The 24,259-nt window shown below is 77.1% G+C and carries 24 protein-coding genes, 1 tRNA gene and 1 pseudogene; 9 read left to right on the forward strand and 17 right to left on the reverse strand.

Annotation, left to right across the window (positions count from 1 at the left end; genetic code table 11):
- Positions 1-250: 250 nt before the first annotated feature.
- Positions 251-1,399: a peptidoglycan-binding domain-containing protein gene (locus ACYVO2_RS18040; RefSeq protein ID WP_461008873.1), complete on the forward strand. Its 1,149-nt coding sequence runs from the start codon at positions 251-253 to the stop codon at positions 1,397-1,399.
- A gap of 81 nt (positions 1,400-1,480) precedes the next feature.
- Here the strand turns inward: ACYVO2_RS18040 and ACYVO2_RS18045 are convergent, their stop codons facing one another.
- From ACYVO2_RS18045 to ACYVO2_RS18055, 3 genes are all read right to left on the reverse strand, one after another.
- Positions 1,481-3,124: an alkaline phosphatase D family protein gene (locus ACYVO2_RS18045; protein WP_461008874.1), complete on the reverse strand. Its 1,644-nt coding sequence runs from the start codon at positions 3,122-3,124 to the stop codon at positions 1,481-1,483.
- A 146-nt stretch (positions 3,125-3,270) separates the two neighbouring features.
- Positions 3,271-4,479, reverse strand: a complete 1,209-nt coding sequence (locus tag ACYVO2_RS18050; protein ID WP_461008875.1) for a hypothetical protein — start codon at positions 4,477-4,479, stop codon at positions 3,271-3,273.
- Positions 4,480-4,690: 211 nt separating this feature from the next.
- Complete coding sequence (locus ACYVO2_RS18055) at positions 4,691-5,338, reverse strand: HNH endonuclease family protein (RefSeq protein WP_461008876.1); 648 nt, start codon at positions 5,336-5,338, stop codon at positions 4,691-4,693.
- A 200-nt stretch (positions 5,339-5,538) separates the two neighbouring features.
- Between ACYVO2_RS18055 and ACYVO2_RS18060 the strand changes: the two genes are divergently transcribed.
- Complete coding sequence (locus tag ACYVO2_RS18060) at positions 5,539-6,300, forward strand: ABC transporter permease (protein WP_461008877.1); 762 nt, start codon at positions 5,539-5,541, stop codon at positions 6,298-6,300.
- Positions 6,301-6,581: 281 nt separating this feature from the next.
- Complete coding sequence (locus ACYVO2_RS18065) at positions 6,582-7,172, forward strand: TMEM165/GDT1 family protein (RefSeq protein WP_461008878.1); 591 nt, start codon at positions 6,582-6,584, stop codon at positions 7,170-7,172.
- Here ACYVO2_RS18065 and ACYVO2_RS18070 read toward each other — a convergent pair.
- Positions 7,162-7,818, reverse strand: coding sequence for an HAD-IA family hydrolase (locus ACYVO2_RS18070; protein ID WP_461008879.1), 657 nt, complete (start codon positions 7,816-7,818; stop codon positions 7,162-7,164). The genes ACYVO2_RS18065 and ACYVO2_RS18070 overlap by 11 nt on opposite strands.
- Before the next feature lie 387 nt (positions 7,819-8,205).
- Between ACYVO2_RS18070 and ACYVO2_RS18075 the strand changes: the two genes are divergently transcribed.
- A complete protein-coding gene (locus ACYVO2_RS18075) occupies positions 8,206-9,012 on the forward strand; it encodes an SDR family oxidoreductase (protein ID WP_461008880.1) in 807 nt (268 codons plus the stop codon).
- A gap of 37 nt (positions 9,013-9,049) precedes the next feature.
- Here ACYVO2_RS18075 and ACYVO2_RS18080 read toward each other — a convergent pair whose 3' ends face one another.
- The gene (locus ACYVO2_RS18080; RefSeq protein WP_461008881.1) at positions 9,050-9,673 is read right to left on the reverse strand and encodes an NAD(P)-dependent oxidoreductase; all 624 of its coding nucleotides are present in this window, start codon (positions 9,671-9,673) and stop codon (positions 9,050-9,052) included.
- Between the two features lie 132 nt (positions 9,674-9,805).
- Here ACYVO2_RS18080 and ACYVO2_RS18085 point away from each other — a divergent pair, with 132 nt between their 5' ends.
- Entirely contained in the window at positions 9,806-10,192 is a 387-nt protein-coding gene (locus ACYVO2_RS18085; RefSeq protein ID WP_461008882.1) for a winged helix-turn-helix transcriptional regulator, read from the forward strand.
- 43 nt (positions 10,193-10,235) lie between these two features.
- Here ACYVO2_RS18085 and ACYVO2_RS18090 read toward each other — a convergent pair whose 3' ends face one another.
- The 4 genes from ACYVO2_RS18090 to ACYVO2_RS18105 form a co-directional block, all read right to left on the reverse strand.
- Positions 10,236-10,841: a hypothetical protein gene (locus ACYVO2_RS18090; protein WP_461008883.1), complete on the reverse strand. Its 606-nt coding sequence runs from the start codon at positions 10,839-10,841 to the stop codon at positions 10,236-10,238.
- Positions 10,842-11,045: 204 nt separating this feature from the next.
- Positions 11,046-11,426: a roadblock/LC7 domain-containing protein gene (locus tag ACYVO2_RS18095; RefSeq protein WP_461008884.1), complete on the reverse strand. Its 381-nt coding sequence runs from the start codon at positions 11,424-11,426 to the stop codon at positions 11,046-11,048.
- Positions 11,423-12,376 carry a hypothetical protein gene (locus tag ACYVO2_RS18100; protein ID WP_461008885.1) on the reverse strand — a complete coding sequence of 318 codons (954 nt, stop codon included), beginning with the start codon at positions 12,374-12,376 and terminating at the stop codon, positions 11,423-11,425. Before ACYVO2_RS18100 ends, ACYVO2_RS18095 begins: the two co-directional genes overlap by 4 nt.
- The gene (locus ACYVO2_RS18105) at positions 12,373-12,735 is read right to left on the reverse strand and encodes a hypothetical protein (RefSeq protein WP_461008886.1); all 363 of its coding nucleotides are present in this window, start codon (positions 12,733-12,735) and stop codon (positions 12,373-12,375) included. Before ACYVO2_RS18105 ends, ACYVO2_RS18100 begins: the two co-directional genes overlap by 4 nt.
- 217 nt (positions 12,736-12,952) lie before the next feature.
- Between ACYVO2_RS18105 and ACYVO2_RS18110 the strand changes: the two genes are divergently transcribed.
- On the forward strand, positions 12,953-13,315 hold the full coding sequence (locus ACYVO2_RS18110) for a hypothetical protein (protein ID WP_461008887.1): 363 nt from the start codon (positions 12,953-12,955) through the stop codon (positions 13,313-13,315).
- A 200-nt stretch (positions 13,316-13,515) separates the two neighbouring features.
- On the opposite strand, the gene ACYVO2_RS18115 is transcribed toward ACYVO2_RS18110, so the two are convergent.
- From ACYVO2_RS18115 to ACYVO2_RS18130, 4 genes are all read right to left on the reverse strand, one after another.
- Positions 13,516-14,055, reverse strand: a complete 540-nt coding sequence (locus ACYVO2_RS18115; RefSeq protein ID WP_461008888.1) for a superoxide dismutase family protein — start codon at positions 14,053-14,055, stop codon at positions 13,516-13,518.
- A gap of 34 nt (positions 14,056-14,089) precedes the next feature.
- A complete protein-coding gene (locus ACYVO2_RS18120) occupies positions 14,090-14,509 on the reverse strand; it encodes a CBS domain-containing protein (protein WP_461008889.1) in 420 nt (139 codons plus the stop codon).
- A 333-nt stretch (positions 14,510-14,842) separates the two neighbouring features.
- On the reverse strand, positions 14,843-15,370 hold the full coding sequence (locus tag ACYVO2_RS18125; RefSeq protein ID WP_461008890.1) for a DinB family protein: 528 nt from the start codon (positions 15,368-15,370) through the stop codon (positions 14,843-14,845).
- 129 nt (positions 15,371-15,499) lie between these two features.
- A tRNA-Val gene (locus tag ACYVO2_RS18130) sits at positions 15,500-15,571 on the reverse strand.
- Between the two features lie 207 nt (positions 15,572-15,778).
- On the opposite strand from ACYVO2_RS18130, the gene ACYVO2_RS18135 reads away from it, so the two are divergent.
- The 3 genes from ACYVO2_RS18135 to ACYVO2_RS18145 all read left to right on the forward strand — a co-directional run bounded on the left by ACYVO2_RS18135 (position 15,779) and on the right by ACYVO2_RS18145 (position 18,403).
- On the forward strand, positions 15,779-16,543 hold the full coding sequence (locus ACYVO2_RS18135; RefSeq protein WP_461008891.1) for a DUF4097 family beta strand repeat-containing protein: 765 nt from the start codon (positions 15,779-15,781) through the stop codon (positions 16,541-16,543).
- 143 nt (positions 16,544-16,686) lie between these two features.
- A complete protein-coding gene (locus ACYVO2_RS18140) occupies positions 16,687-18,132 on the forward strand; it encodes a hypothetical protein (RefSeq protein ID WP_461008892.1) in 1,446 nt (481 codons plus the stop codon).
- Between the two features lie 40 nt (positions 18,133-18,172).
- A complete protein-coding gene (locus ACYVO2_RS18145; protein WP_461008893.1) occupies positions 18,173-18,403 on the forward strand; it encodes an FmdB family zinc ribbon protein in 231 nt (76 codons plus the stop codon).
- 56 nt (positions 18,404-18,459) lie between these two features.
- Here ACYVO2_RS18145 and ACYVO2_RS18150 read toward each other — a convergent pair whose 3' ends face one another.
- The 4 genes and pseudogenes from ACYVO2_RS18150 to ACYVO2_RS18165 all read right to left on the reverse strand — a co-directional run bounded on the left by ACYVO2_RS18150 (position 18,460) and on the right by ACYVO2_RS18165 (position 24,252).
- Positions 18,460-19,128 carry an O-methyltransferase gene (locus tag ACYVO2_RS18150; protein ID WP_461008894.1) on the reverse strand — a complete coding sequence of 223 codons (669 nt, stop codon included), beginning with the start codon at positions 19,126-19,128 and terminating at the stop codon, positions 18,460-18,462.
- A gap of 68 nt (positions 19,129-19,196) precedes the next feature.
- Entirely contained in the window at positions 19,197-20,753 is a 1,557-nt protein-coding gene (locus tag ACYVO2_RS18155; RefSeq protein WP_461008895.1) for an alpha/beta hydrolase, read from the reverse strand.
- A gap of 108 nt (positions 20,754-20,861) precedes the next feature.
- A complete protein-coding gene (locus ACYVO2_RS18160) occupies positions 20,862-21,728 on the reverse strand; it encodes an HAD family hydrolase (protein ID WP_461008896.1) in 867 nt (288 codons plus the stop codon).
- A pseudogene (locus tag ACYVO2_RS18165) lies at positions 21,725-24,252 on the reverse strand (phosphoribosyltransferase). Before ACYVO2_RS18165 ends, ACYVO2_RS18160 begins: the two are co-directional and overlap by 4 nt.
- Positions 24,253-24,259: the final 7 nt, after the last annotated feature.

Raw genomic sequence — 24,259 nt, forward strand, 5'->3', positions numbered from 1 at the left:
ACCGGCATTCGCACCGAAACCGCCGTCTCCCGATCTCGTGAGATCCCGTAAAGCCGCCGTGTCGAAACCGGGCAGAGCCTTGGCGAAACCTGTCCGTCCCCTGGCGGGTTCTGCATAATCTGTGCCCGGCCAAGCGGAACCAGGGAGCCCCGTATCAGGGCCCCGGACGCCTGCCCGACCACCCCCGCCGCGAGGCGGCGGCGCACGTCCCGCGGCGCGGTCCGCGGCAATTCCACGAGGAGGACCGCCAGTGGCGGCAGAGCAGTGCTCGGTCTGCGGGGCCGGTCTCGACACGGACGGCAGGCCCCTCTGCGACTGCGCTCCCCTGACGGCCGAGGAGGCGGTCGCGGCCGCGTTCGACTCGTTCCGCCCGATGCGGGTACGGCCGTACATCGCGTCGAACGACGACATCGAGACGCGCCCGCCGGAGCCCCGCCGCTCGCTGATCGGCGACCCGGGGGGGACCGGACCCGACGGGCCCGCCCCCGCGCCCGGTCCGGCGGCGCCCGGTCTGGCGGCACCTGGTCTGGCGGCGCCGGGCGCGGCCGGGCCGGGCGGGGAGTTCGGCGGCGGCCCGAACGCGGAGGACGTGAGCCTGTTCCCCGAGCCGGAGCCCGGTCCCGCCGGGCACGGCGGCGCGGAGCCCGAGCCCGAGCCCGCCGGGGAGCCGAGGGACTCCGGGGACAACCTGCCCGTCCTGGCGCCGCGCGGCGACTCCACCGCCCTGGTGGTGCGCACCGCGCCCCGGCGGACCCGGCAGGCGCGGACCGGCAGGCGCCGGGGCGTGGCCGCCGCCGCGGCCGCCGCGGTGCTCGGGGTGGGCGCCATCGCGTTCCTCACCGGCATGGGCGGCGGCGACGGCAAGGACGACCACGCGCTGCCCCGGCCGACCGACGCCGTCCCCACCGCCGCGACCCCGGACGACCCGGCCGACCCCACGGACTCCCCGTCCGCGAGCCGCTCCGGCTCCCCGTCGCCGTCCGCCTCGGCCTCCTCCTCCGCCAGCGAGAGCCCCTCGGCGAGCGGGAGCGCGGCCGCCTCCCCCAGCTCCTCCGCGCGGCCGACCAGGGACGCGGGCGGCGGCATCTCCGTGCCCTCCCCCTCGGACGACGGCGGCGGGGGCGGGGGCGGGGAGGAGGACGAGGAGACCCAGAAGCCCGTCGACCCCGGCCCGCCCGTGCTGCGGGAGGGCGACAGCGGGCCCGAGGTGGAGGAGCTCCAGCAGCGGCTCAAGCAGGTGTACGCCCTGTACTGGGGCACGGTCGACGGGGAGTACGACGGCGAGGTCGCCGACTGGGTCGCCAGGTTCCAGCGGGACCGCGGCATCGAGGCCGACCCGGAGGGCGTCTACGGCCACACCACCCGCCGCGCCCTGGAGGCCGAGACCGAAGAGCCGTGACGGGCCGGGACCCGAAGGCGGCGGGACCCGAAGGCGGAATGCCCTCACGGCGGCCTGGCCTGACGGCCCGTCGGCGGCGCCCTACTCCCCCAGCTCCGTCTCCACCGTCGTCGCCAGCCGCGCGCCGGGTCGCCCCGGCTCGGCGCGTTCCAGGCGCAGTCGGGCCGAGCGGCCGTCCAGGGTGAGCGTCATCAACTGGTTGCCGAAGTGCGGGCCGTGCCGCCGCTCCCAGGTCACCGGCGCGGGCGGCACCCCGCCGTGCCGGGCCAGCGCCCGTCCGGCCCACCGCGCCGGGCGGCCCCAGCCGAGGCGGAAGGCGAGCTGGATCGCGGCCGGGACCGCGTTGTGCACGGGCGAGCAGGTGAGCTGCACCACCCGGCTGCGCATCCGCCGCCCGGGGAAGCGGGCCTCCGCGACATAGGCGTGGTGCACGTCGCCGGACAGCACGCACACCGTCGCGGGCGCCCCCTCCCCCTCGCCCACCTCGGCGAACAGCTCCGCCAGGGCGTCGAAGGAGGTGCGGAACGCGGCCCAGTGCTCCAGGTCGCCCGCCCGCCGCAACCGCTCCGACCAGCGCGCCCAGCGCGGCCCGCGCCGCCCCGCGCACAGGGCCTCGTTCCACGCCTCGGCGTCGTGCACGGCCTGCGGCAGCAGCCACGGCAGGGACGTCCCCACCAGCAGGTGGTCGCAGTCGCCGTCCCGCGCCTGCTCGGCCACCCAGCGCATGTGGTCGGGCGCCAGCATGGCCCGCTCCCGCTCCTCCAGCACCCGGGCGGCCCGCGCGTCCACCATCAGCAGCCGGGTGCGGCCGAAGTCGCGGCGGTAGCTCCACCGGGCCGCGGACGGGTCGGCGTCGGCCTCGCGGGCGAACGCGCGCAGCCGCTCCTCGCCGTCGTCCGCGGCCCGCACCGCGGCGTACAGCCCGTCGGCGGCCAGCTCCCGCGGGGAGAGGTTGCCCAGGTGCTGGTACACCCAGTAGGAGGTCAGCCCGCCCAGGATGCGCTCGCTCCACCACGGGGTGGCCCGGATGTCCTCGCGCCAGGACGCGGAGGTGTTCCAGTCGTCGATCACGTCGTGGTCGTCGAAGATCATGCAGCTCGGCACGGTGGACAGCAGCCACCGCACCTCCGGGTCGAGCCATGACTCGTAGTACAGGCGGGTGTACTCCTCGTAGTCTGCCACCTGGGCGCCGGGCGGCGTGTCCAGGCCCCTGCGCTCGTCCAGGTACGCCCGGGTGCGGTCGGAGACCTCGTCCGCGTAGACCTGGTCCCCCAGCAGCACCAGCACGTCGGGCCGGGACGCGGCCGGTTCCGCGGCCAGCTTCACGGCGAGGGTGTCCAGCGCGTCCGGCCCCACCCGGGAGGCGTGCGGCGAGGAGTGCACCACCGAGGGGCAGGCCCACCGGCACGAGCCGAACACCACCCGCACCGGCGCGTCCCCGCCCGCCGGGATCCGGATCGTGCTCGGCGGGTACGGGGAGCCGGGCAGCGGCCACACCCGCTCGCCGTCCAGCTCCACCCGGTAGGCGGTCTCGGTGCCTGGCGGCAGCCCCGTCACGGGCACCAGCGCGTAGTGGTGCCCGGCCACCCGCCATGTCCTCGCCGCGCCGGACGCGCCCGAGTCGGTGACCACGCGCACCTCGCAGGGCCCGCCGGTCTCCACCCACACGGTGGCGCCCTGCTCCCCCGCGTACCGCAGCAGCGGCCCCAGCACCAACCCGGCCATCCCCGGCCCCTTCCTCACGCCCGAACGCACTGAGTGGACGTACGGGCGTCGAACCCGGGTTCCCGGGGGGGCACGGGGGGTCCGTTCGTGAAGGCGCGGCGGGGCCGGGCCGAGGGGCGCGGCGGGGCCGGGCCGGGCCGCCGCGGCTACCGCCCGCGGCGGCGGAACCGCCGTCCGCGGGGGCGGGCGGGGCCGGCGGGCGGGGGCTCGCCCGCGCTCCCCGCGCCCGCGGGCGCGTCCGGCGCCCCGGGCTCCCCCGGCCCCGCGGGCAGGTTCTCCGCCTTCATCATGGTCCGCGGCGCGGGCGGCGGGGCGTCCACGGCCCGCCAGGAGCCGCGCACGTTCTCCAGCACCGTGGTGCCCTTCTTGTCGAGCAGCCGGGTCAGCCCCTCCTGGCCGATGCCGAACATCACCGCCCAGGCGGCGATCTGCGGCCTGCGGTCCAGCGCGGTCAGCCCCGGGATGAAGTCGCCGTGGATGAGGATCAGGCCCAGGATCGCGGACAGGGCGCCGACGGGGATCCGCAGCAGGAGCAGGCCCATCGGCACCATGTAGGGGACGGCCGAGCCCTGGAGGTGCCGGATCGCCACGGCGCCGGTGAGGGTGGCGGCCCCGGCGCCGAGCGACGCCACGAGCAGCGCGTCGCCGCCGCCCGGCCCGTTCCGGGTGGGGCACACCATCTCCGTGCGGGCACCGTCCGCGGGGCGCTCGGGCCGCTCGAAGCAGAGCTTCTCCGCGAGCGCATCGGGCGCCCAGTAGGCGGAGAGGATGAGCAGGGTGGCCAGGGTGGCGGTGGCGAGGAAGCAGACCAGCAGGATGTCGCGGAAGTTCCGCACCCTGGCGATCTCCACCTCCTCGGTGTGGTTGGCGGCGTGCAGCACCCCCACCGCCAGGTCCCGGTACCGGGGGTCGAGCCGGTTGCCGTTGCGGGCCAGGTGCTCCGACAGGAGCCGCAGCCGGGGGTCCTCCGCGCCCAGGTGCTGCATGCCCTTGGCCAGCACGGCCGGGCCGCGCCAGGCCAGCTCCTCCTCGGGGGCGATCTGGAGGAGGATCGACTCGGCCTCGTGGATGTTGGCCAGCACCCGGTCCTTGGCCGAGTTCAGCGCCCAGACCGGGCCGGTCCACCGCTCGGCCGCCTCCCGGGCGGCGTCCAGGATGCACTCGGCCTTCTCGGCGAGCTTGTCGTCGTGCGGGGCGAAGGAGCCCATCGCGCGGATCCGGTCGAGCTGCGCCTGGAGCGCGGCGACGTGGGCGCTGGCCCGCTGGCGCCAGGCGCCCGCCTTCATCGGCGCCGCCACGTCCAGGTAAGCGGGCATCGCGCCGCCCTCGGCTCCGGGCTCCCTCCACACGTCCATTGCAGGTCCGGCCCGCACCCCCCGCAACCCGGAGCGGGTCACGGCCCCCCGCGCACGGCGCGGCGCCGCCCCGCCCGGGACGGCGAGGGCGGAGGGCGGAGGGCGGGCGGTCCCGCGGCGACGGCTGCCACCCCCGCCGCCCCCGTCACCGCGGGCCCCCGCCCCCCGAGCGCTCCCTTCCGGCGCGGCACCCCCGCCGGAGGGGCCGGGCTCAGCAGCCGTTCAGCACCGAGCTGAGCTTGCTCTTCTCCGCGGAGTCGACCGACAGGCCGTAGTAGTGCTTCACCCAGACCCACATCCGCGCGTAGGTGCAGTGGTAGGTGGTGCGGGACGGCATCCACTCGGCCGGGTCCTTGTCGCCCTTGGCCTGGTTGACGTCGTCGGTGACCGCGATGAGCTGGGAGCGGGTCAGGTCGTTGGCGAAGGACTGCCGCCGGGAGGTGGTCCAGCCGCTCGCGCCGGAGCGCCACGCCTCGGCGAGCGGGACGATGTGGTCGATGTCGACGTCCGAGGCGGCGGACCAGGTGGCGCCGTCGTAGGGCGAGTACCAGCTTCCGCTGACGGCCGCGCAGGAGGAGTCCTGCACCACGTTGCTGCCGTCGCGCTTGAGGACGACCTCGCGGGTGTTGCAACTGCCGCTCTGGGTGATCCAGTGCGGGAACAGGTCGCGGCTGTAGCCGGAGGAGGAACCCTCGGCCCGGACGGTGAGGGCCGACAGGTAGGAGCGGGCGGTGGAGGCGTCGGGCGGGGTGGGGGGCGCGGCCTGGGCGGGCGGGCCGGCCAGCACGGGCGCGGCGGTGGCGATGCCGACGGCGGCGGCGAGCGCGGCGACCCGTCGACGCGCGTAGAACCTGAGCATGCGGAACTCCTCTCGAGGCGGAACCCGGAGCTGCGGTCGAGCGAGGGAATCGTTTCGGCGGAACCTTTCGCTCCGGCGTGCTCCAGGTAACAGCCTGAGGTCATGTGCACGTCAGATACAAGAGGCGCGCGGAGCTGACGCGGCGGCACTCCCCGGCCGGGTGGTGCGGGTTCACTCCCTCGGCGTTCTACGCTGAGGGCGTGCTCGCGGCCTCCCCCACCCTGCTCCTGGTGACCCCGGAGCTGGGTTTCGCGCTGGCGGCGCTGCTGGTGGCGGGGGCCGCGGTGGCGGCGGTGGCCAGGCTCGGGCACGCGCGGGCCGTCGTCACCGCGGGCCTGCGCGCCGCGGTGCAGCTCGCCGCGGTGGCGGTCGTGGTCCGGTGGGCGCTGCACTCCCTCGCGGTGCTGCTCGCGTTCCTGGTGGTCATGTACGCGGTCGCCACCTGGACGGCCGGGCACCGCGTCACCGGCGACCGCACCTGGCCCTGGGCGGGGCTGCCGATGGCGGTGGGCGTCGTCCCCGTGGTGGGCCTGCTCACCGCCCTGGGCGTGGTGCCGGTGCGCGGCATCGCGCTGATCCCGGTGACGGGCATCCTCGTCGGCGGCGCGCTGACCGCGACGGTGCTGGCCGGGCGGCGGGCGCTGGAGGAGCTCCAGACCCGGCGCGGCGAGGTGGAGGCGGCGATGGCCGTCGGCCTCCTGGACCGGGAGGCCCGCCTGGAGATCGCCCGCCCCGCCGCCTCCGGCGCCCTCCTCCCGGCCCTGGACCAGACCCGCACCGTGGGCCTGGTCACCCTGCCCGGCGCGTTCGTGGGCATGCTGCTGGGCGGCGCCTCACCGCTGATGGCCGGGGCCGTCCAGTTGTTCGTGCTGGTCGCGCTGGTCGCGGTGGAGGCGGCGGCGATCGCGGTGGTGCTCGAGCTGGTGGCGCGGGGGCGCCTGACCCGGCCGCCGCGGGGCTGAGCCGCCCGGCCGGCCGTCCCGGGCCCCGGAGCCCCGCCCCGGCCGCCTCCGGACCGCGATGCCGTACCCTGGGGCGCGTACGAAGGGGAGTAGCTCCTCGCCGGAACGTCGACATACTGGCCACCCGCCGTCCGCGGTGGGGGCCCGGCGCCCGGAGCGCGGACCGCCGTCGGGCGGTGCGCGCCAGCGAGACCTTCGGCCAGCAGTGTTGTGTCCACAGCGCTGCCGTGCCGAAGCGTCCCCGGTTCGGCACGGCGGCCCGACCGGAACGGGTTCGACTCGTGTTCTCTCCCACCACCGCGGCGATCGCCTTCGGCGTCGTCTTCCTCGCGGAGCTGCCCGACAAGACGGCGCTGGCCGGCCTCGTCCTCGGCACCCGCTACCGCGCCGCCCACGTCTTCGCCGGCGTCGCCGCCGCGTTCGCCGTGCACGTCGCGCTCGCCGTCGCCGCGGGCAGTCTGCTGGCGCTGCTGCCCGAGCGGCTGCTCCAGGGCATCGTCGCCGCGCTGTTCCTCGGCGGGGCGGCGATGCTGCTGCTCAACAAGGACGACGAGGAGGAGGAAGACCGGGAGGCCAGGGAGGCGAAGGCGCCGACGTTCTGGCGGGTCGCGGCGACCGGGTTCGGCATCGTCCTGGTGGCCGAGTTCGGCGACCTCACCCAGATCATGACGGCGAACCTCGCCGCGCGCTTCGACGACCCGCTCTCCGTCGGCGTCGGCGCCCTGCTCGCCCTGTGGGCCGTCGCCGGGCTCGCCGTCGTCGGCGGCAGGACGCTGCTGCGCGTGGTGCCGATGACCGTGGTCACCCGGATCGCGGCCTGCGTGATGCTCGCCATGGCCGCGTACAGCCTCTACGAGGCCGTCACCGGATAGTCAGCTCGACCCCGCCGCCGGGCAGGGCCGCCACCGCGACCTGCTCCAGCGTCCGCACCAGGACGGTCGGCCGGTGCGGCCCCTCCCCGGCGCGCGGGCCGACGCCCACCACCCGCATCCCGGCGGCGAGCCCGGCCGCGATTCCGGCCTGGGAGTCCTCGAAGACCACGCACCGCGCGGGCTCGAACCCGAGCTCGGCGGCGCCCTTGAGGAACCCCTCGGGGTCGGGCTTGCTCGCGCTCACGCACTCGGCGGTGACCAGCACCTCGGGCAGCGGCAGCCCGGCGGCGCCCATCCTGGCCCGCAGCAGGTCGCCGGTGGCGGAGGTGACGACGGCGTGCGGCACGCCCCGCAGCGCGGCGAGGAACTCGGGGGCGCCGGGGATCGGGACGACGCCCTCGGTGTCGGCGACCTCCCAGCGCAGCATCCGGGCGTTGTCCGCGAGGTTGTCCGCCACGGGCCGGTCCGGCAGCAGCTCCGCCATGGTGGCGTGGCCCTGCCGCCCGTGCGCCACCGCGAGCACCTCCTCCGCGGGCAGGCCGACCTCCGCGGCCCACCGGCGCCAGCAGCGCTCCACGGCCGCGTCCGAGTTGACGAGCGTGCCGTCCATGTCGAGGAGCAGGGCCTTCGCGGTGAGTGCGGTCATGGGTGGGATTCTCCTCACGCCGGGGTGGGGCGGCCGGGCGCCGGGCCGCGGGATCGCGGGCGGGGGCCGGGGAGGGCCGTGGATACGAGGGCCAACAGGAAGGTTCCGTGCCTCGCCTGCCTCCCGGCCCGTCCTGTCAGGGAAACGGAGCGGGAGGGGTGGTCGGGGTGAGGCACGGAACCAGGTGTTCCTGCGTTTGTTTCCGCGCTATACAAAGTACCACCGGCGGGGCCGCGGGCAAACAGGCGACCGGATGGCGGGACGGCAAACGGAAGGGGAAGAACGGAAGCGGCGGCGCCCCGCGGGTGCGGCGGCCGGATGTCACACTTCCCCGGCCCGCGCTGTCCTCACCGGTGAACGGGCTGCGACGAGAGCGAGGAGCACGAGGTGGGAGCACCGATCCTGGTGACCGGAGGCACGGGCACACTCGGGCGTGAGGTGGTCCGGCGGCTGGCCGCGGACGGGCACGAGGTGCGGGCGACCGGGCGGCGCCCCCGCCCCGCGGGCGAGCCGGGACCGGCCGCCTGGGCGGTCGCCGACCTGAGCACCGGGCGGGGGGTGGCCCCGGCCGTGGCGGGCGCGGAGGTGATCGTCCACTGCGTGACCGCGCACCGGCGGGGGCGGCCCGCCGACGAGGTGCGGGCGCTGGTGGAGGCCGCGCTCGCCGCCGGGCGGCCGCGGCCCCACCTGGTGTACGTGTCCATCGTCGGCGTGGACCGGATCCCGTTCCCCTACTACCGGGGCAAGCTCGCGGCCGAGCGGCTGATCGCGGACTCGGGGCTGCCGTACACGATCCTGCGGGCCACCCAGTTCCACGACCTGGTCCGCACCGTGCTCGCGGCGGGCGCCAGGCTGCCGGTGATGCCGGTGCCCGGCCTGCGCTTCCAGCCGGTGGACGTGCGCGAGGTGGCCGCCCGCCTGGCCCGCCTCGCCACCGCCCCGCCCGCGGGCCGGGTCCCCGACATGGGCGGCCCCGAGGTCCGCGACGCCCGCGACCTGGCCCGCGCCTATCTGCGCGCCACCGGCCGCCGCCGCCCGGTGGCCCCGGTGCGCCTGCCCGGCGCCGCGTTCACCGCCTTCCGCTCCGGCCACAACCTCACCCCGGACCACGCCGAAGGACGCATCACCTTCGGGCAGTACCTGACGGAACAGCCCGACCCGCGACGGGTGGCCTACCGGGGGAGGCGGGGGTGAGGGACGCGGCGGGCCCCGGACGGCAGCCCGCGCCGGGTCACGCCTCGCGCACGCTGGCGGCGGCGCGGTGGTGGCGGGGGGTCTCGATCTCGTCGAGCAGGGCGATCGCGAAGTCCGGGTAGGTGATCCGGTCGGCCGGGTCGCCGTGCTCGGCGATGCGGTACCGGCCGGTGCGCGTGCCGTCGTGGTCGAAGTCGCCGGCCGGGGCCAGATAGGCCCAGTCCAGGTCACCGGCCCGCAGCTCGTCGAGGCCCGCCGCGTGGCCGAGGTAGAAGGAGCGGTACTCGTCGGGGTAGCCGGGCTCGTCCATCAGGGGAGCACCGGACGCGCCGGGCAGGATCGACGCCAGCCCGACGACCACCAGGCGGCGCACGCCCGCCTTCGCCAGACCGGTGGTCAGGGCGCGGGACGACGCGGTGAAGAACTCGTGCGGCGGCGCGGACAGGTCCGCGGCCGCACTGACGGCGGCGTCGTGCCCGGCGGCCGCCCGCTCCACGCTCGCCGGGTCCGTGACGTCGCCCGCCACGATCCGCACGTCGGCCAGGTCGCCGTGGCGCGCCGGATCGCGCACCACGGCGGTGACGCCATGGCCGCGGCGCCGCGCCTCGGCGACCGCCTGCCGCCCTGCCCTGCCACCCGCGCCGAAGACCACGATCTCCATGACGAACCGCCTCTCACCAGCGCCGGAGCCCTGATGCCCCGGTCGGTTCCCGGACGCTATCGAGGGCCCCGGTTACCACGCGGATACCGGCCGGGGATGGTCAGCCGCGGCTCGGTTTCCTAGGGTGAGGACATGAGGGAACCGCTGCCCGCCGACATGTTCGACGAGGTGTGCCCGTCGTCGCTCAATCCGATCCGGTTCGGCGACAAGTGGGCGGCGCTCGTCATCCGCTGCCTGGAGCACGGGCCGCGCCGGTTCTCCGAGCTGCGCGTGCCGCTGAGCCGCGTCACGCCCAAGGTCCTCACCCAGTCGCTGCGGTCCCTGGAACGGGACGGCCTGGTCAAGCGGACCGTCCACGCGGGGGCCGCCCCGCGCGTCGAGTACGAGCTGACCGCGCTGGGCCGCAGCATGCTCCAGCCGATGGCGGCCGCCTGCGCCTGGGCGGAGGAGCACTGGGAGGAACTGCTCGACGCCCGCGAGGCGTACGACGACGCCACCCGCCTCGACCACGCCGGATGACCCGGCGGGCGGCGAGCCGGTCCCGGGCGGGCGCGCCGCCCCGTCACAGGTCGGTCCACCCGTGCTCCAGCCACTCCCGGTCGTCGATCGACAGGGGCACCCCCGACACGGGGGACGGGTCGGGCACCTCGAGGTGGAGCTCCTCGTCCCCGGGGGCGGCCAGCGGAGCCGGCAGCGGCGGCAGCAGGGCGGCGATGGCCTCCCAGTCGACGGTGAAGGTCCGTCCCGTCGGGAATGCGCCGCGCTCCCCCGCCCCCTCGCCGTGCAGGCGCCGGAGCTCGGCGAGGGAGCGGGTGGCCCCGTCGGCGCACCGGGCGCGGATGAGCGGGTTCAGGTCGAGGCCGTGGGTGAGCACGCCGCGCTGGGCCACCCAGAGGCACACCTGCTCGCCGATCCCGGTACCCGGCCTCCGCGGCGCCCGGTACTGGTCCTCCAGCGCGGTGCGAATCTCCGCCGGATCGGCGGAGAGGTAGCCCATGTCGTAGGAGTTGGGTGTCTGCTCGAAACAGAACTCGAGCAGGTAGTAGCTGCGGGCCCGCGCGTCGGGGTGCTCCGCCGGCGGCTCCGCGAAGCCGTCGGGAACCGGCGTGTGACCGGGCGCGGCGGGCTCCCTCCGCTCCGGACACGCACCGTCGTTCGGGACGTTCAACGCCCGCGTCTCCTTTCTGTCCTCCGGCACGTGCGGCGGGCCCGCGCCGGGCGGGCCCGGTCGTGGCAGGGCTGCCGCCCGACCGCCGTGACCGCCGCGGCCCCGGGCCCGCCCGGTGGGCCCGGCACCCCGCGGCGCCGCCCCGGAAGTCCGGTGGCGGGAGGCCGCCGGGAGAGCTCTCGGCCCCGCCCGCCGGCCGCCCCGTCAGTCCTCCGCGTCCGTCTCCAGCAGCGCCGCCAGGCGGTCGGTCGTGGTGCGGGAGTGGGTGTGGAGGGTGTCCAGGTCCAGGCCCTCGTCGCCGAGGACGGCCAGGAGGGCGTTCGGGCCGACGGCGTAGACGGCCATGTGCCCGGTCCTGGCGCGGATGACGACCTCGCGCAGGGCGCCGACGCGGACCTCGGCCGCGGTGCGGCGGGCCAGGCCCAGTGACGCGGCGGCGAGGGCGGCCACCGACTCCGCCTGGATCTCCGAGCTGTCGGCGGCCACCAGCAGGCCGTCGGAGGTGGCGACGAGGCTCTCGCTCACCCCGGTCACCTGCTCCCGCAGGGCCTTCAGCTCCTTCAGTACCAGTTCCTTGTCGCTCAACGCGGTGACTCCTCCTGCTGCCGTGGACCGTGATCAAACGGACGTGTGAGGCCCTGCCCGCGGTTCCCCGGCGCGGGGCCCGCGGCGGGGCGGCGGCGGGGCAGCGGGGCGGGGGCGCCGGGCTGCGGGCGGCCGCCGCGCGGCTCGGGGAGGCGGCGGGTCAGCGTCACGGACCCGGTGGGCGGCTGCGGCGGACGGCAGTGCAGCAGGCCGCGCCCGGCCAGCGAGACGACGTCGCACATCACCGCGTAGGTGCCGCGGCCGAGCAGGAAGGCCAGGTCGCGCGGGGTGCGCCGGCCGTTGGCCAGCGTCAGCAGGTCGCGTTCCGCGCCGCGCGGCCCGCCCGGGGCGACGGCGGCCGCGGGCACCGGCCGCTCGCGGGCCAGTCGCCGCGCCGGGCCCCAGCCGCGGGACAGGGCGGCGAGGCGGCGGCGGCTCTCCTCCAGCAGGGCGTCGGGGTGCACGCCCCGGTCCAGCGGCAGCGGGTGGCCGGGCGGGCCCGGCTCCGCGGACCAGCCGTCCGGGGGGTGCACGGCGAGCGCGAACACCCCGTCGTACAGGGCCGCCAGGAGGACCACCTCCAGCTCGCCGGCCCCCACCGCGCCCGCCGCCACCAGGTGCTCCCCCACCCGCCCGGCGGCGGCCCCGGCGTCGAACGCGGCCGACCAGGCCCGCTCGGTGACCCGCCCGGAGCGCAGCAGCAGGGAGTCAGGCCCGGGCGCCCCGGGGGTGGCCACCGCGACCACGAGCCCGTCGCGCAGGTGCAGGGTGCCGCCGGGGCTGCCCGCGACCCGCAGCGGCCCGGTGAACCCCCGCTCGGCCAGGGCGCGCAGCCCGGCGTGGAGCGCGCCGGGCGGCTCGGGGCCGCCGGGGGCCGGGGTCCCGTCCACGGGGGTCTCGTCCACGGGGGTCTCGTCCCCGGGGGTCTCGTCCCCGGGGTGCCCGCTCATGCCAGCAGCCTTCCGGCGCGCGCGTCGATCTCACGGACCGCCAGGGCCAGGTTGGTGCGCCCGCGGTCGAGGGCCACCGCGAGCAGCAGCGGGTCACCGTGCGCCCTGGGCAGCACCCGGGTGAGGTGGTGGCGGCGGGCCGTGGTGAGGACCAGGCCCTCCACCTCCCCTTCGGCGCGCGCCGCCAGCGCGGTGTCCGAAACCCGACGGACCTCCTCGCAGAGCGCGGCGGCGTCCGGCAGCGCGCCGCGGTCACCGGCGCTGCCGTACTCCAGCCCGGTCACACCGTCCACCAGAACCGCGGTGACCAGGCCCGGGAAGTCCAGCAACTCCGTTAAGGCGTCGGCCAGTCGGGACACGGTCCCCCCTTCACTTTCCGTGGGGCGCGACGATACCCTGCGACTCCCGTCCGGCAAGAGGAGTTCTCGCCCGTCTTCACCCGGCGGTGGATCCGCCCGGCTTTCCTGCCCCGTGCGGACCTGTCAGCACAGCCGGGTGTCCCCCTCGTCCCCGCCGGCGCCGTGCCGGTGTCCGACGAGCGGCGCGGGGCCCGGCGCGGACCCGGAGGAAGCACTGATGAACATCGAGGCCGCCCTGAAGGAGGCCATGGCGCTGGACGGCGCGATCGGCGCGGCCCTCGTCGACTGCGAGAGCGGCATGTCGCTGGGGACGCTGGGCGGGGGCGGCCTCGACCTGGAGCTGGCCGCCGCGGGCAACACCGAGGTGGTGCGGGCCAAGGCGCGCACCCTGGCCGGCCTGGGCATCGACGACGCCGTCGAGGACATCCTGATCACCCTCACCCGGCAGTACCACCTGATCCGCCCGCTCCGGCAGTCCCAGGGCTCCCTGTTCCTGTACCTGGCCCTGGACCGGCAGCGGGCCAACCTGGCGCTGGCCCGGCACGGGCTGCGCAGGATCGAGGAGGCGCTGGTCGTCTGACGGCCCGACCGGGCGCCGCCCACTCGTGCCCGGTCCGCGGCGGGCCGGGACGTGACCGGGCGCCCGCACCGGGTGCTCGACCGGTACGGGCGCCCGCACCCCCGGGGCGCGGCCGGGGGCGGACTCGGTGACGCCCGCGGCACCGGCGCGGCGTCACCGGCACGCGGCGTCACCGGTGCGCGCGGCCCCGCGGGCGGCGGCTACCTGAAGCGCGCGGTGACGCAGGCGACCCGGTCGCCCGCCGTGCCCGCGTGGCCGGGGTGGGTGCTGGTGCCGTGCTCGTGCACCACCAGGGAGCGGGCCCCGCCCGGCCGGAACCGCCACTGCTGCACGGCGTGCGCGGTTCCGTCGCCCCGCCGGTCCGTGGTGAGGTCGAGCCACACCTCGTTGCGCGGGTTGGCGTAGCGGGGGTCGCCCGAGGACGGGCCCCCGGGGTCGGGGCGGTGCTGGTAGTGCGGGCCGGCGGCGGCCGGGTCCGCGCCGCACGGCCCGGTGTGGACGTGCACCCCGTAGGTGCGGCCCGGCTTCAGGCCGCGCAGCCGCAGCGTGAGCCGGGTGGTGCGGTCGCCGGTCTCCTCGGTCAGCCGCACGCGGGCGCCGCCGGGCACGGCCGCGGTGTCATAGGTGACCGCCTTCGGCAGCGGCGCGGCGGGCCGGGCGAACTCCGCGTCGGCCAGGACCACCGGCTGGGCGGTCGTCGCCGCCATCACGGCGCCGGCCGCCATCCAAGCAGCAAGCATCGGTACTCCGTGGGGTCGTCGGACAACTGCGGGGTCAGCCCTTGGCGTAGACGCGCTCGGCCCACTCCGCGATCTGGTCCTCCGGCAGGTTCCGCGCGAGGTCGGACTCGCTGATCATGCCGACGAGCCGCTTGTTCTCCACCACCGGCAGGCGGCGGATCTGGTGCCGCTCCATCGTGTGGAGCACCTCGCTGATGTCGGCGTCGGCGTCGATCCACACCGGGGTGCCGTGCGCCAGGTCGCGGCACTGGACCTGGGCCGGCTCCCGGCCCACGGCCACGCAGTGCACGACGATGTCCCGGTCGGTGACGATGCCGGTCATCCGTCCGTCGGCGTCGCAGATGGGCAGGGCGCCGACGTCGAGCTCCCGCATGAGCTGCGCGGCGCGGGCGAGGGTCTCCCCCTGGTCGATGCACTGGGCACCGGGGTGCATGATCTGTCCGGCGGTGGTCATCGCTGTCCCTCCGATGGGGCCCGGCGACTCCCGCCGGGCGGCGCCCTCATCGTCACCGCCGGGCCGGCCGCCCGCGAGCGGTGGCCGTCCGACCGGGTGACCGCGCCCCGGAGGGAGGGACGCGGACACGAAGGCGCCCCGCTACCGACGGGGGAACAGCAGCGGGGCACCGGGAAGAACGATACCGACCGGGGCCGGGGAAGCGGACCCCGCCCGCACTGGCCGCCAGTTGCCGTGCAGCATCCTGCCGCCGGACCGCGCAACCGCGGCGGCCGGTCCCGGCCGGAGGCCGCCCGCCGGGGCGGGGACCGCCGCTCGGGCGGAAGGCCCCGCTCAGGCGGAGGACGCCGCGCGCAGCAGGCGGAGCTGGCCGATCTCGGCGACGTTCTTCATCAGCTCGGCGTTCACCCACGCCGCCATGTGGGCGACGGTGTGCCGGGGGTCGTCCTGCCACGGGAACGGGGCGGTGGCGTCCAGGTCGGCGTCGGTGAGGCCGTCCAGCGCCGCCAGCCACTCGTCGCGCAGCCCGCGCAGCCACGCCACGACCGCCTCGCCGTCCCCCGGCCAGGCGACCTCCTCCCGGCCGCGGGGCGCGCGTCCCCGCGCGTGGTCCACGGCCGTGGACCACCACCAGCCGAGGTGCCAGGTGAGCCAGGCGGCGGTGGGCACCGGCACGGGGTCCGGCTCGGTGTCCGCCCAGTCGGGCACCCAGGTGCCGTCGGCCCGCTCGCGCACCGTCCAGCACAGCGGCGCGGGCTCCCACAGGAGATCCGCCAGCTCCAGTCGCTCCAGGTGGTACTCGAAAAGCGACCAGGACAACTCGAACTGCCAGCGCAGCAGCTCACGTCGGGAAGCACTCACCCCCCGACCCTGACACGGGGGCGGCGGGGAACGGAAACGGTTTTCCGGGGCGGGGCCGCGGAGTGGGCCGGGACCCGGGGCGACCCCGGTGACCTGCGGCGACGCGGCGCGGCCGGGGGAAGGAGACGGTGGGCACAGACGGATTCGAACCGCCGACATCTGCTTTGTAAGAGCAGCGCTCTACCACTGAGCTATGCGCCCGCGCGCGCCCGCGAAGGGCGCGAAGCACGAGTGCACAGCGTACAACGTCCCCGCGGCGCCCCATCAAACCCGAATCCACCGGATGCCGACGGGGGGATAACCCCACCCGGACCCAGGGGGGCGGCCGGATCGAGGCGGGGCGGGAGCCCCGATACCGTCCCGGTGTGCGCACGGCGCACGGCACACCCCAGACCCCCGGAGGCACCTGTGGCCAGGCCCCACCCCACCCGGATGCTCGCGGCCGGCGCCGCGCTCCTCGCGCTGGCCGCCGCGGGATGCGCCGACCCGGGCCAGGACGGCGACCCCGAGCACCGCTCGTTCCCGCTGGACGGCCGGCGGCTGACCGTGAAGGCCGACGACAGCAGCGTGGAGATCCGCCCGGCCGACGTGGACGAGGTCCGGGTGACGCGCTGGTTCGACGCCTGGACGGTGCTTGGGGGCAAGCGGCCCGAGGTGAAGTGGTCCATGGAGGGCAGCACCCTGCGGCTGACCGTCCGGTGCGGGGTCGGCCTGATCAACGACTGCGCGGCCCGGCACCGGGTGCTGGTCCCCCGGGGCGTCGCGGTGTCCGTGGACGCCGAGAACGGCTCGGTCACCGCCTCCGGGTTCACCACCGCCCTGGACCTGGACTCGGGCAACGGCCGGGTCGTCGTCCGGGACTCCTCCGGCGAACTTCGGCTGAGCAGCGACAACGGCTCGGTGAAGGCCACCGGGGTGCGGTCCCCGCGGGTGGACGCCGACGCCGACAACGGACGGGTGGAGCTGCGGTTCACCAAGGTGCCCGACGTGGTGCGCGCCGAGTCCGACAACGGCGCGGTGCGCATCCACCTGCCCAGGGCGGAGTACCGGGTGGACGCGAAGGCCTCCAACGGCAGCGTCCGCGTCGGCGTGCCCCGCGACGACGGCAGCCGGCACTCGGTCACCGCCAAGTCGGCCAACGGCAGCGTCTCGCTGCGCCTGAACGGCGGCTGAGCCCGGCCCGGGCGGGGCCGGGGCCGGGGCACGAGCCCGGCTCGAACCGCCCGCGAACCGTTCCCGCAACCGGCGATCACCTGGCGATCGTGGACGCTGGTGGAAGGATGGAACCCGGCACCGGGGCGGGACGGGAGAGAGATGTGACGGCGATACACACGCCAGGACATCGCGGGACGCCGCAGGAGCACAGGGCGCCCGAGGGCCGCGGGCCCTGCGCGGACGGCGGCGGACCGGCCGACGGCGCGGATCCCGCGGAACCGGCGGCGGCGGGACCGCTCGGGGCGCTGCTCGCCGCGCCGCTCCTGGCGAGCGCCCTCCTCGTCACGCTCCGCGCCGCCTCCTTCGCCGGGGGCGGCACCCGCTCCTGGTGGCGCCGCGGCGACAACGGGAACGGCGCCAGGGCCGCGCGGGACGCCGCCGCGCAGGCGTTCTACGAGCTGGACTCGGCGCAGCGGGAGCTGCGGATCTCGGTGGAGACCATCGAGGCGGTGGACGACTCCCCCGCCGCCCGCGGCGTCGCCGAGCGGTTCGCCGCCGTCTCCCGCCGCATCGACGAGGCCAGCCACGTCTACATCAGCGCGGTGGACGCCCACGACCTGGAGGCGGAGGAGCTCGACGCGGGCACGGCCGCCCGGGCCACCGCGGAGCTGCGCCGCGCCCAGGAGGAGCTGCGGCGCGCCCAGGAGGAACTCGACCGCTTCGCCGGCACCCTGGGCCCGCTGCTGGAGAAGGCCGAGGCCGAGCTGTCCCGGCTGGTGCCCGCGGTGGAGCGGGCCAAGCGGACCCTGCTCGCCGCCACCGAGGCGCTGGACGCCGCCCGCGGCGCGGGGCTGCGCGCGGACGACCTGGCGGCCCGGCTCGCCGCGCTCGCGCCCGAGCTGACCAAGCTGAACCAGGGCGCGGGCGTCCACGGTGTGCGGGAGACCCTGCGCCGCGCCGACGAGCTGGGCGCCAAGGCGGAGGCGGTGCGCGCCGAGGCCGAGCGACTGCCGCAGCGGGTCCGCGAGATCGACCGCCGCCTGGTGAGCCTGCGCACCCGCGTGCAGGCGCTCCAGGGCCGCGCCGAGACGGTCGATCCGGTGCTGAGCGAGCTGCGCCGCCGCTACACCGCGGCCTGCTGGCTGGACCTCCAGGGCGCGCCGGAGCGGGCCGGGGAGGCGGTGGCGCGGGCCGAGGAGCGGCTGCGGGAGGCGGCGGCGGCCCGCGCCGAGCAGCGGTGGCCGGACGCGACGGCGCTGCTCGGCACGGTGCGGGCGCTGCTGAACCAGGCCGACGAGGCGCTGTCGGCGGTCCCGGGCCGGCTGCGGGTGCTGGACGAGGTGGCCCGGGACCCCTCGGCCGAGGTGGAGCGCACCCGCTTCGCCCTGCGCGACGCCCAGCGGCTGGCCATGACGGGCCGCACCACCCCGGACCCGCGGCACGCCCGGCCGCTGGACGCCGCGGTGGCCAGGATCGACCGGGCGGTGGCCGCGCTGGACGCGCCGCACCCGGACTGGTGGCACTTCCTGCGGGAGATGGCCGAGATCCGGGAGGCCACCAGCCGGGTGGTGGCCGCCATCAGGGAGGACCTGGCGGGGGGCCGCTGAGCGCCCTTCCCCCGCGGGGCGGCGCGGATATCCTTGCGCCATGCCTCGTTACGAGTACCGGTGCAAGGCGTGCGGCGCCACCTTCGAGCTGCGACGCCCCATGGACCAGTCGTCGGCGCCCGCGGTCTGCCCCGAGGGGCACGCCGACACGGTGAAGCTGCTGTCCACGGTGGCCGTGACCGGCAGGGCCGGGGGAGGCCCGTCCTCCGCCGCGGGCTCCCCCGCCGCGGGGGGCGGGGGAGGGTGCTGCGGAGGAGGCTGCTGCTCGTGACGGCGAAAGACTCCTGACAGCGCCGCCCCGGAGCGGCGCCGCCGGGCCCGACCGGGTCAGCCCAGCCTGCGGCTGACCGTCAGGCCGTCCGCGATGGGCAGCAGCAGGGAGTCGGCGCGGGTGTCGGCGCGCACGTGCGCGTTGAACTCCCGTACCGCGCGGGCCGTCGCGCCCGGCTCGGCGTCGGTGACCTCCCCGTGGTAGAGGACGTTGTCGCTGACGATCAGCCCGCCCGGCCGCATCCTGGGCACCAGCTCCTCCCAGTAGGCGATGTAGCCGGGCTTGTCGGCGTCGAGGAACGCCAGGTCGATCCACGGCTCCTCCGGCAGCGCGCGCAGGGTGTCCGCGGCCGGGCCGAGCCGCAGCTCCACCCGGTCCTCGACCCCGGCCGCCCGCCACGCCTCGCGGGCGATCGCCGTCCACTCCTCGGAGATGTCGCAGGCCAGCAGCCGCCCGTCGGCGGGCATGGCGCGGGCCATGGTCAGCGCGGAGAAGCCGGTGAAGGTGCCGACCTCCACGATCCTGCGGGCCCCGGTGAGCCGCACCAGGAACGCGAGCACCGGTGCCTGCACCGGGCTGATCTGGAGGCCCGCCACGTCGCCGAGGGCGCGGGTGCGCTCGATCAGGGCCCGCTGGTGCTCGTCCAGGGGCTCGTTGTGCTCCATGACGTAGGCGAACAGCTCCGGGGTGAGGCGGACCTGCTTCGGCACGGTGTCGTCGGTCATGGCGGCGCTGTTCCTCTCGGGCCGTGGGCCCCGCGGTGTCGCGGGTGCGGGCACTGTACTGCGCGGGATCACCGGGCGCAGGTGCGGTCGCCCGCGGGCAGGCGGCCCGTGGCCAGGTAGGCGTTGACGTGGCCGTCCACGCAGGCGTTCCCGTACTCCCCGTAGACGCCGTGCGTGTACGCGCCGCGCAGGGTCACCAGCCGGGAGCTGGGCAACTGCCGGCGCAGGGCCGCGCTGCCCGTGTAGGCGGTGCGGGCGTCGCCGGTCGCGGCGACGATCAGCGCGGGCGTGTCGCGGTGCACCCGCACCGGCTCCTCGCGCGGCGCGGTGGGCCAGAACGCGCAGGGGGTGACGTTGCGGGTGAGCGGGCCGAACAGCGGGTGCCGGGCGCGCACCCGCTCCACGTCCCGCCACTGGACCTCGGTGTCGCGGGGCTCGGCCACGTCCGCGCACAGGATCGCGGTCTGCGCGCTGCCGTAGGAGGAGTGGACGCCGGTGAGGAAGAACGCGAGGGTCTCGGCGAACGAGGCGGTGGGCTCGGCGTGGCCGTCGCGGGCGGCCCGGTGCAGCACGGCGACGGCGGAGGCGAACTCGGCCCGGGCCGGGTCGCGGTCGTCGGCGGTGCCGTTGACGAGGAGCGCGGGGACCTCGGTGGCGTCCACCCGGAACGCGCCGACGCGCAGCGGGCGTTCGGCCGCGGCCCGCGCGATGCCGTCCACGGTGCGCAGCACCGCCTCCCGGGTGGCGCCGAGGCCGAAGTCGGCGTGGCGGCGCGCCGCCCAGGACGCCCAGGCGGCCAGCGCCCGCTCGTTCTCGCCCTCCGCGCCGAACAGCAGCCGGGTCCGGTAGGCGCCCGGGTCGATGGCGCCGTCGAGGACCACCCGGTCGGTGCGGCCGGGGAACATCTGGGTGTACGCGGTGCCCAGGTAGGTGCCGTAGGAGTAGCCCAGGTAGGACAGCTTCCGCTCGCCGAGCGCGGCGCGCAGCACGTCGATGTCGCGGGCGGTGTCGCGGGTGCTCGCGTACGGCAGCACGTCCCCGTGCGCCCGCGCGCAGCGGTCCGCCAGGTCCCGGGCGAACGCGGCCGCGCGCAGGTACGTGGCCCGGTCGGGGCCGGCCGAGCGGACGGCCGTGCCGGTGGGCCAGCCGCAGTCCAGCGGGGTGCTGCGCCCGACGAAGCGCGGGTCCATCCCGATGACGTCCCAGCGCTCCCCCATCCGCTTCATCGCCTTCCTCACGAACGGGGGGTCGAAGATGCCCTGGCCGCCGGGCCCGCCGGTGTTGACGAGGAGGGCGCCGACGCGGCGGGCGGGGTCGGCGGCGGCGATCCGGGACACGGCGACGGTGATGGTGCGGCCGTGCGGGCGGGCGTGGTCCAGCGGGACGGTCAGCTCGGCGCACCGCGCGCCGGCCCGCTCCAGCTCCCTGCCCTGCTCGTCGTCGGGTCCCGTGGCGCAGCCGCCCCACTCCAGGCGCTGGTCGTGGAAGCGGGCCGGGCCGGGCCCCGCCCCGCCCGCTTGCGCGGCGGAGGCTCCGGCCGGGACGGAGAGGGAGGCGGCGAGCACGGCGAGGCCCGCGGCGGCGGCCGCGGTCACGCGGCCGGGTGTGGCGGTGATGGCCTTCATGCCCGTCAAACGTAGGCCGCGGGCGGCGCGGCGGCAGGCCGGGACGCCCCCGGGCCGCGGGTGGGGGCGTCCCCACCCGCGGCCTCGGGTCAGCCGGTGGGGGCGGCGCTACGGCAGCGCCGCCTCCGCGGTGGGGGCGGCGCCGGCGGGGGCGGCCCCGGCGGTGCTCCTGGCGCGGGCCAGCATGCGGCGCAGGATCTCCTCGCCCGCGGCGACGCCCGCCTCGGGGAGCGCGGTCACGCCGGGCGCGGTCCAGCCGGTGTCGGCGAGCTCGCCGTGCGCCGGGCGCCACGCCTCGTCGGCGGCGCGCAGCAGCTCGGCGTCGAGCAGCGAGTCGCCCGCCGACAGCACGGTGGTGGCGCCGGTGCGGCGCACCACCTCCTCCAGCGCCGCGGTCTTGGTGAGCGGCCCGGGCACGGCGTAGACCTTGCGGCCCTGGAGGGAGACGGTCCAGTTGCGCTCGCCCGCCCAGCCGGTGAGGTCGGCGAGCCAGGCGGCGGGCAGCGCGGAGCGCTCCACCACCAGGTAGGCGAACAGGTCCTCGGCGACCCGGTTCTTCAGCAGCCACGCCGGGTCGGCGACGGCCGCCAGGTGCGCGCGGACCTCCGCCAGCGGCGCGCAGGAGGCGGCCAGCCGCTCCTGCACGGCCGCGCGCCAGTCGTAGTCCGTCCTGCCGTCCACCAGCAGATGGCCGCCGTTGGCACAGATCGCGTACGGCGGGACGGGGCCCGGCAGGCGGACGCGGCGGTACTGCTCGCGGGTGCGGGTCGTCGCCGGCACGAACACCGCGGCCCCGGCCAGCTCCCGCAGCAGCGCCGCGGCCCGCTCGGTCATGAACGACAGCGGCTTGCGCTGGTAGACCTCCACGCACAGCAGGGTCGGGGCCAGCTCGTCCGGCATGTCCAGGGCGAGCGCGCCGGTGGAGTAGATCAGGGTGCGGTCCAGGTCGCTGGCGACCAGGGGCAGGGCGGTCACGCGCGCTCACCCCCGGGGGCGGCCACGGTGCCGGAGGCGCCCACCGCGCCGCGGGTGTACCTCGGGTGGATCAGGCCCACGCAGGAGTACGGCAGGTCGTCCACCTCCTCCACGGGGACGCCGCGCTGCGCGGCGAGCAGGCGCACGTGGTCCAGGTCGGCGCCCGCGCCCCGGCGGGCCAGCACCCGCCACGGCACCCGGCGCAGCAGCACCCGGGTGGTCTCGCCGACGCCGGGCTTGACCAGGTTCACGTCCCCGATCCCGTACTCCTCGCTGATCCGCTCCACGGCGGCCCAGCCCTCCCAGGTGGGCTCCCGGTCGGCGGCGGCCAGCGCGGCGAGGTCGGCGGCCACGGCGTCCCCCACCTCGGCGAAGCGCCCGCAGACGGTGTCCAGGAACAGCCCGGAGACGTCCGCGTCCGCCAGCTCCCGGTAGTACTTCGCGCCGTGGAAGTCGTCCGGGCCCACCAGGTCGGCGCGGAGCACGGTGCGCGAGACCAGCCCCGAGACGGTGGAGTTCAGGCAGGCGGACGGGATCAGGAAGTCGTCGCGGGTGCCGAAGACCCGCACGCAGCGGCCCGGGTCGGCGAGCACCGCGATGCCCGGGTCGAACCCGCGCGGCACCCCGGGCGCCGCCAGGGCCGCGGCCAGCTCCCGGGTGATGGCGCCCTTGCCCGTCCAGCCGTCCACGAACACCACGTCGGCGGGGTCGTGGTGCGCGGCCAGCCAGCGCAGCGCCACCGTGTCGATGCCGCGGCCGCGCACGATGGACACCGCGTAGTGCGGCAGGTCCACCCCGTGGGCGTGCCGGGCCCAGCGGCGCATCAGCACGCCGACCGGCGTCCCGGCCCGGGCCAGCGACACCAGCACGGCGCCGCGGCCCCGCTCGGCGAGCACCGTGTCCGTCACCACGCCGACCGCCCGCGCGATCCGCGCCGCCGACGCGTCCAGCGCCGCGCGGAACAGCCGCTGGTAGTCCTCGCTCGGCTGGTACTCCACCGGCAGCGACTCGGCGTAGTGCGCGCCGCCGCTCTGGATGGCCTCCTCGCGCTCCTCGGTGGGGGCCTCCAGCGCCACGCCGGACAGGTCCTGGAGCAGCCAGGCCACCTCGTCCGGGGCGTAGGAGGAGAAGTGCGGCCCGCGCAGCGGCGTCGGCAGCACGGGCGGCGGGGCGGCGTCGGTGGTGGTCATGCGGGGTGCCTCACGTTCGGGGTGTGCGGGGTGGGCCCGGGGTCCGCCGCGGCGGGGACATGGGAGGGGACGACGGCGAGCAGCACCCGGGGGGCCGCGCCGCGCAGCGCGTCCAGCAGCCCGCCGGGGGCGTGCAGTCGCGGGGTGTCGGCGGCGGAGTCGGCCACCAGCACCACCGCGTCGAACCCGCGGCCGGGATCGGCGCCCGCGGCGACGTTGTACGCGTAGCGGGGGCCCGGGCCGTCCGCCGGGTCGTCGTGGGCGGGGAAGGTGAGCCGGGTGCGTATGGCGTAGCCGGGGTCGTCCACCGCCAGCACCGGGGAGCGGGTGGTGGTGGAGAAGCGGATCTCGTGGGTGCCGCGCAGCCGCGCCTGAAGCGCCTGCGCCAGACGGACCGGCACGTACATGAACTCCTCGCAGCCCAGCACCAGCACCCGCCCGCCGCCGGGCAGCGCCGCGGCCACCTGCCGCGCCATGCCGGGCAGCGCCTCCTCGAGCACGGCCCGGTGCCGCGGGGTGAAGCCGTGCCGTCCGCCGTCGGGCAGCCCGTCCGGCCAGTCCAGGGCGACCCGGGCCACCGTGCCGTGCGCGGCGGGCGGCGCGTCGGGGGTCTCGTACCGCTCCACCAGGGCCCGGCCGCGCTCCAGCACGTCGCCGGGCAGCTCCACCTCGCCCGAGGCGAGCGCGGTCACCTCCACCCGCGCCCCGAGCGCCGCCGCGAACTCCTCCATGGCGGCGCGGTCGGCGGCCGAGCGCAGGTCCACCAGCGCGGCGACGGCGTACCGCTCGCGCGGGTGGCGGGCGTGCAGGGCGGCGATGGTGTTGCGGATCGTGCGGCCGGTGGAGAACTCGTCGTCCACCAGCACCAGCGGCCCGCCGCCCGCCAGCAGTTCCGGGTCCTGCGGCAGCAGCAGGTGGGAGGTGGCGTGGGAGTGCTCCTCCTCGAAGCCGCCGACCGGGGCGACGCCGGGCACCGGGCGGCGGGTGGAGTGCAGATAGGTCACCGGCCCGACGGCGTCGGCGACGCAGTGCCCGAGCCCGGTGGCGGTCTCGGCGTACCCGAGGACGACGGCGCGCCCGGCCCGCTCCGGGCCGAGCAGCGCGCGCACCCGCGCGCCGAGCGCGGCGCCCGCGCCGACGACCCGCGACGGCGACTGCGGCACGTGCTTGCCGAGCACCTCGGAGACCAGCAGGTGGGCGCGCCTGGGGTTGCGGCGCAGGGCGAGGCCGAGCAGCTCGGGCAGGCCGTCGCCGCGCAGGGCGAGGCCCAGGCGGTCGGCGACCCAGGTGCCGGGCCAGATGTGGTCCCGGGTGGCGCTTGGGGCTTCGGGCATGCGGGGG

The sequence above is a fragment of the Streptomyces capparidis genome, from assembly GCF_054782095.1.

Coding starts and splice junctions, on each gene's coding strand:
- ACYVO2_RS18070 (WP_461008879.1), bottom strand. CDS start 7,818: ATGACCGCACTCACCGCGAAGGCCCTGCTCCTCGACATGGACGGCACG.
- ACYVO2_RS18100 (WP_461008885.1), bottom strand. CDS start 12,376: ATGAGCGGGCACCCCGGGGACGAGACCCCCGGGGACGAGACCCCCGTG.
- ACYVO2_RS18045 (WP_461008874.1), bottom strand. CDS start 3,124: ATGGCCGGGTTGGTGCTGGGGCCGCTGCTGCGGTACGCGGGGGAGCAG.
- ACYVO2_RS18155 (WP_461008895.1), bottom strand. CDS start 20,753: ATGAAGGCCATCACCGCCACACCCGGCCGCGTGACCGCGGCCGCCGCC.
- ACYVO2_RS18055 (WP_461008876.1), bottom strand. CDS start 5,338: ATGCTCAGGTTCTACGCGCGTCGACGGGTCGCCGCGCTCGCCGCCGCC.
- ACYVO2_RS18110 (WP_461008887.1), top strand. CDS start 12,953: ATGAACATCGAGGCCGCCCTGAAGGAGGCCATGGCGCTGGACGGCGCG.
- ACYVO2_RS18115 (WP_461008888.1), bottom strand. CDS start 14,055: ATGCTTGCTGCTTGGATGGCGGCCGGCGCCGTGATGGCGGCGACGACC.
- ACYVO2_RS18120 (WP_461008889.1), bottom strand. CDS start 14,509: ATGACCACCGCCGGACAGATCATGCACCCCGGTGCCCAGTGCATCGAC.
- ACYVO2_RS18085 (WP_461008882.1), top strand. CDS start 9,806: ATGAGGGAACCGCTGCCCGCCGACATGTTCGACGAGGTGTGCCCGTCG.
- ACYVO2_RS18150 (WP_461008894.1), bottom strand. CDS start 19,128: ATGACCGACGACACCGTGCCGAAGCAGGTCCGCCTCACCCCGGAGCTG.
- ACYVO2_RS18080 (WP_461008881.1), bottom strand. CDS start 9,673: ATGGAGATCGTGGTCTTCGGCGCGGGTGGCAGGGCAGGGCGGCAGGCG.
- ACYVO2_RS18145 (WP_461008893.1), top strand. CDS start 18,173: ATGCCTCGTTACGAGTACCGGTGCAAGGCGTGCGGCGCCACCTTCGAG.
- ACYVO2_RS18050 (WP_461008875.1), bottom strand. CDS start 4,479: ATGGACGTGTGGAGGGAGCCCGGAGCCGAGGGCGGCGCGATGCCCGCT.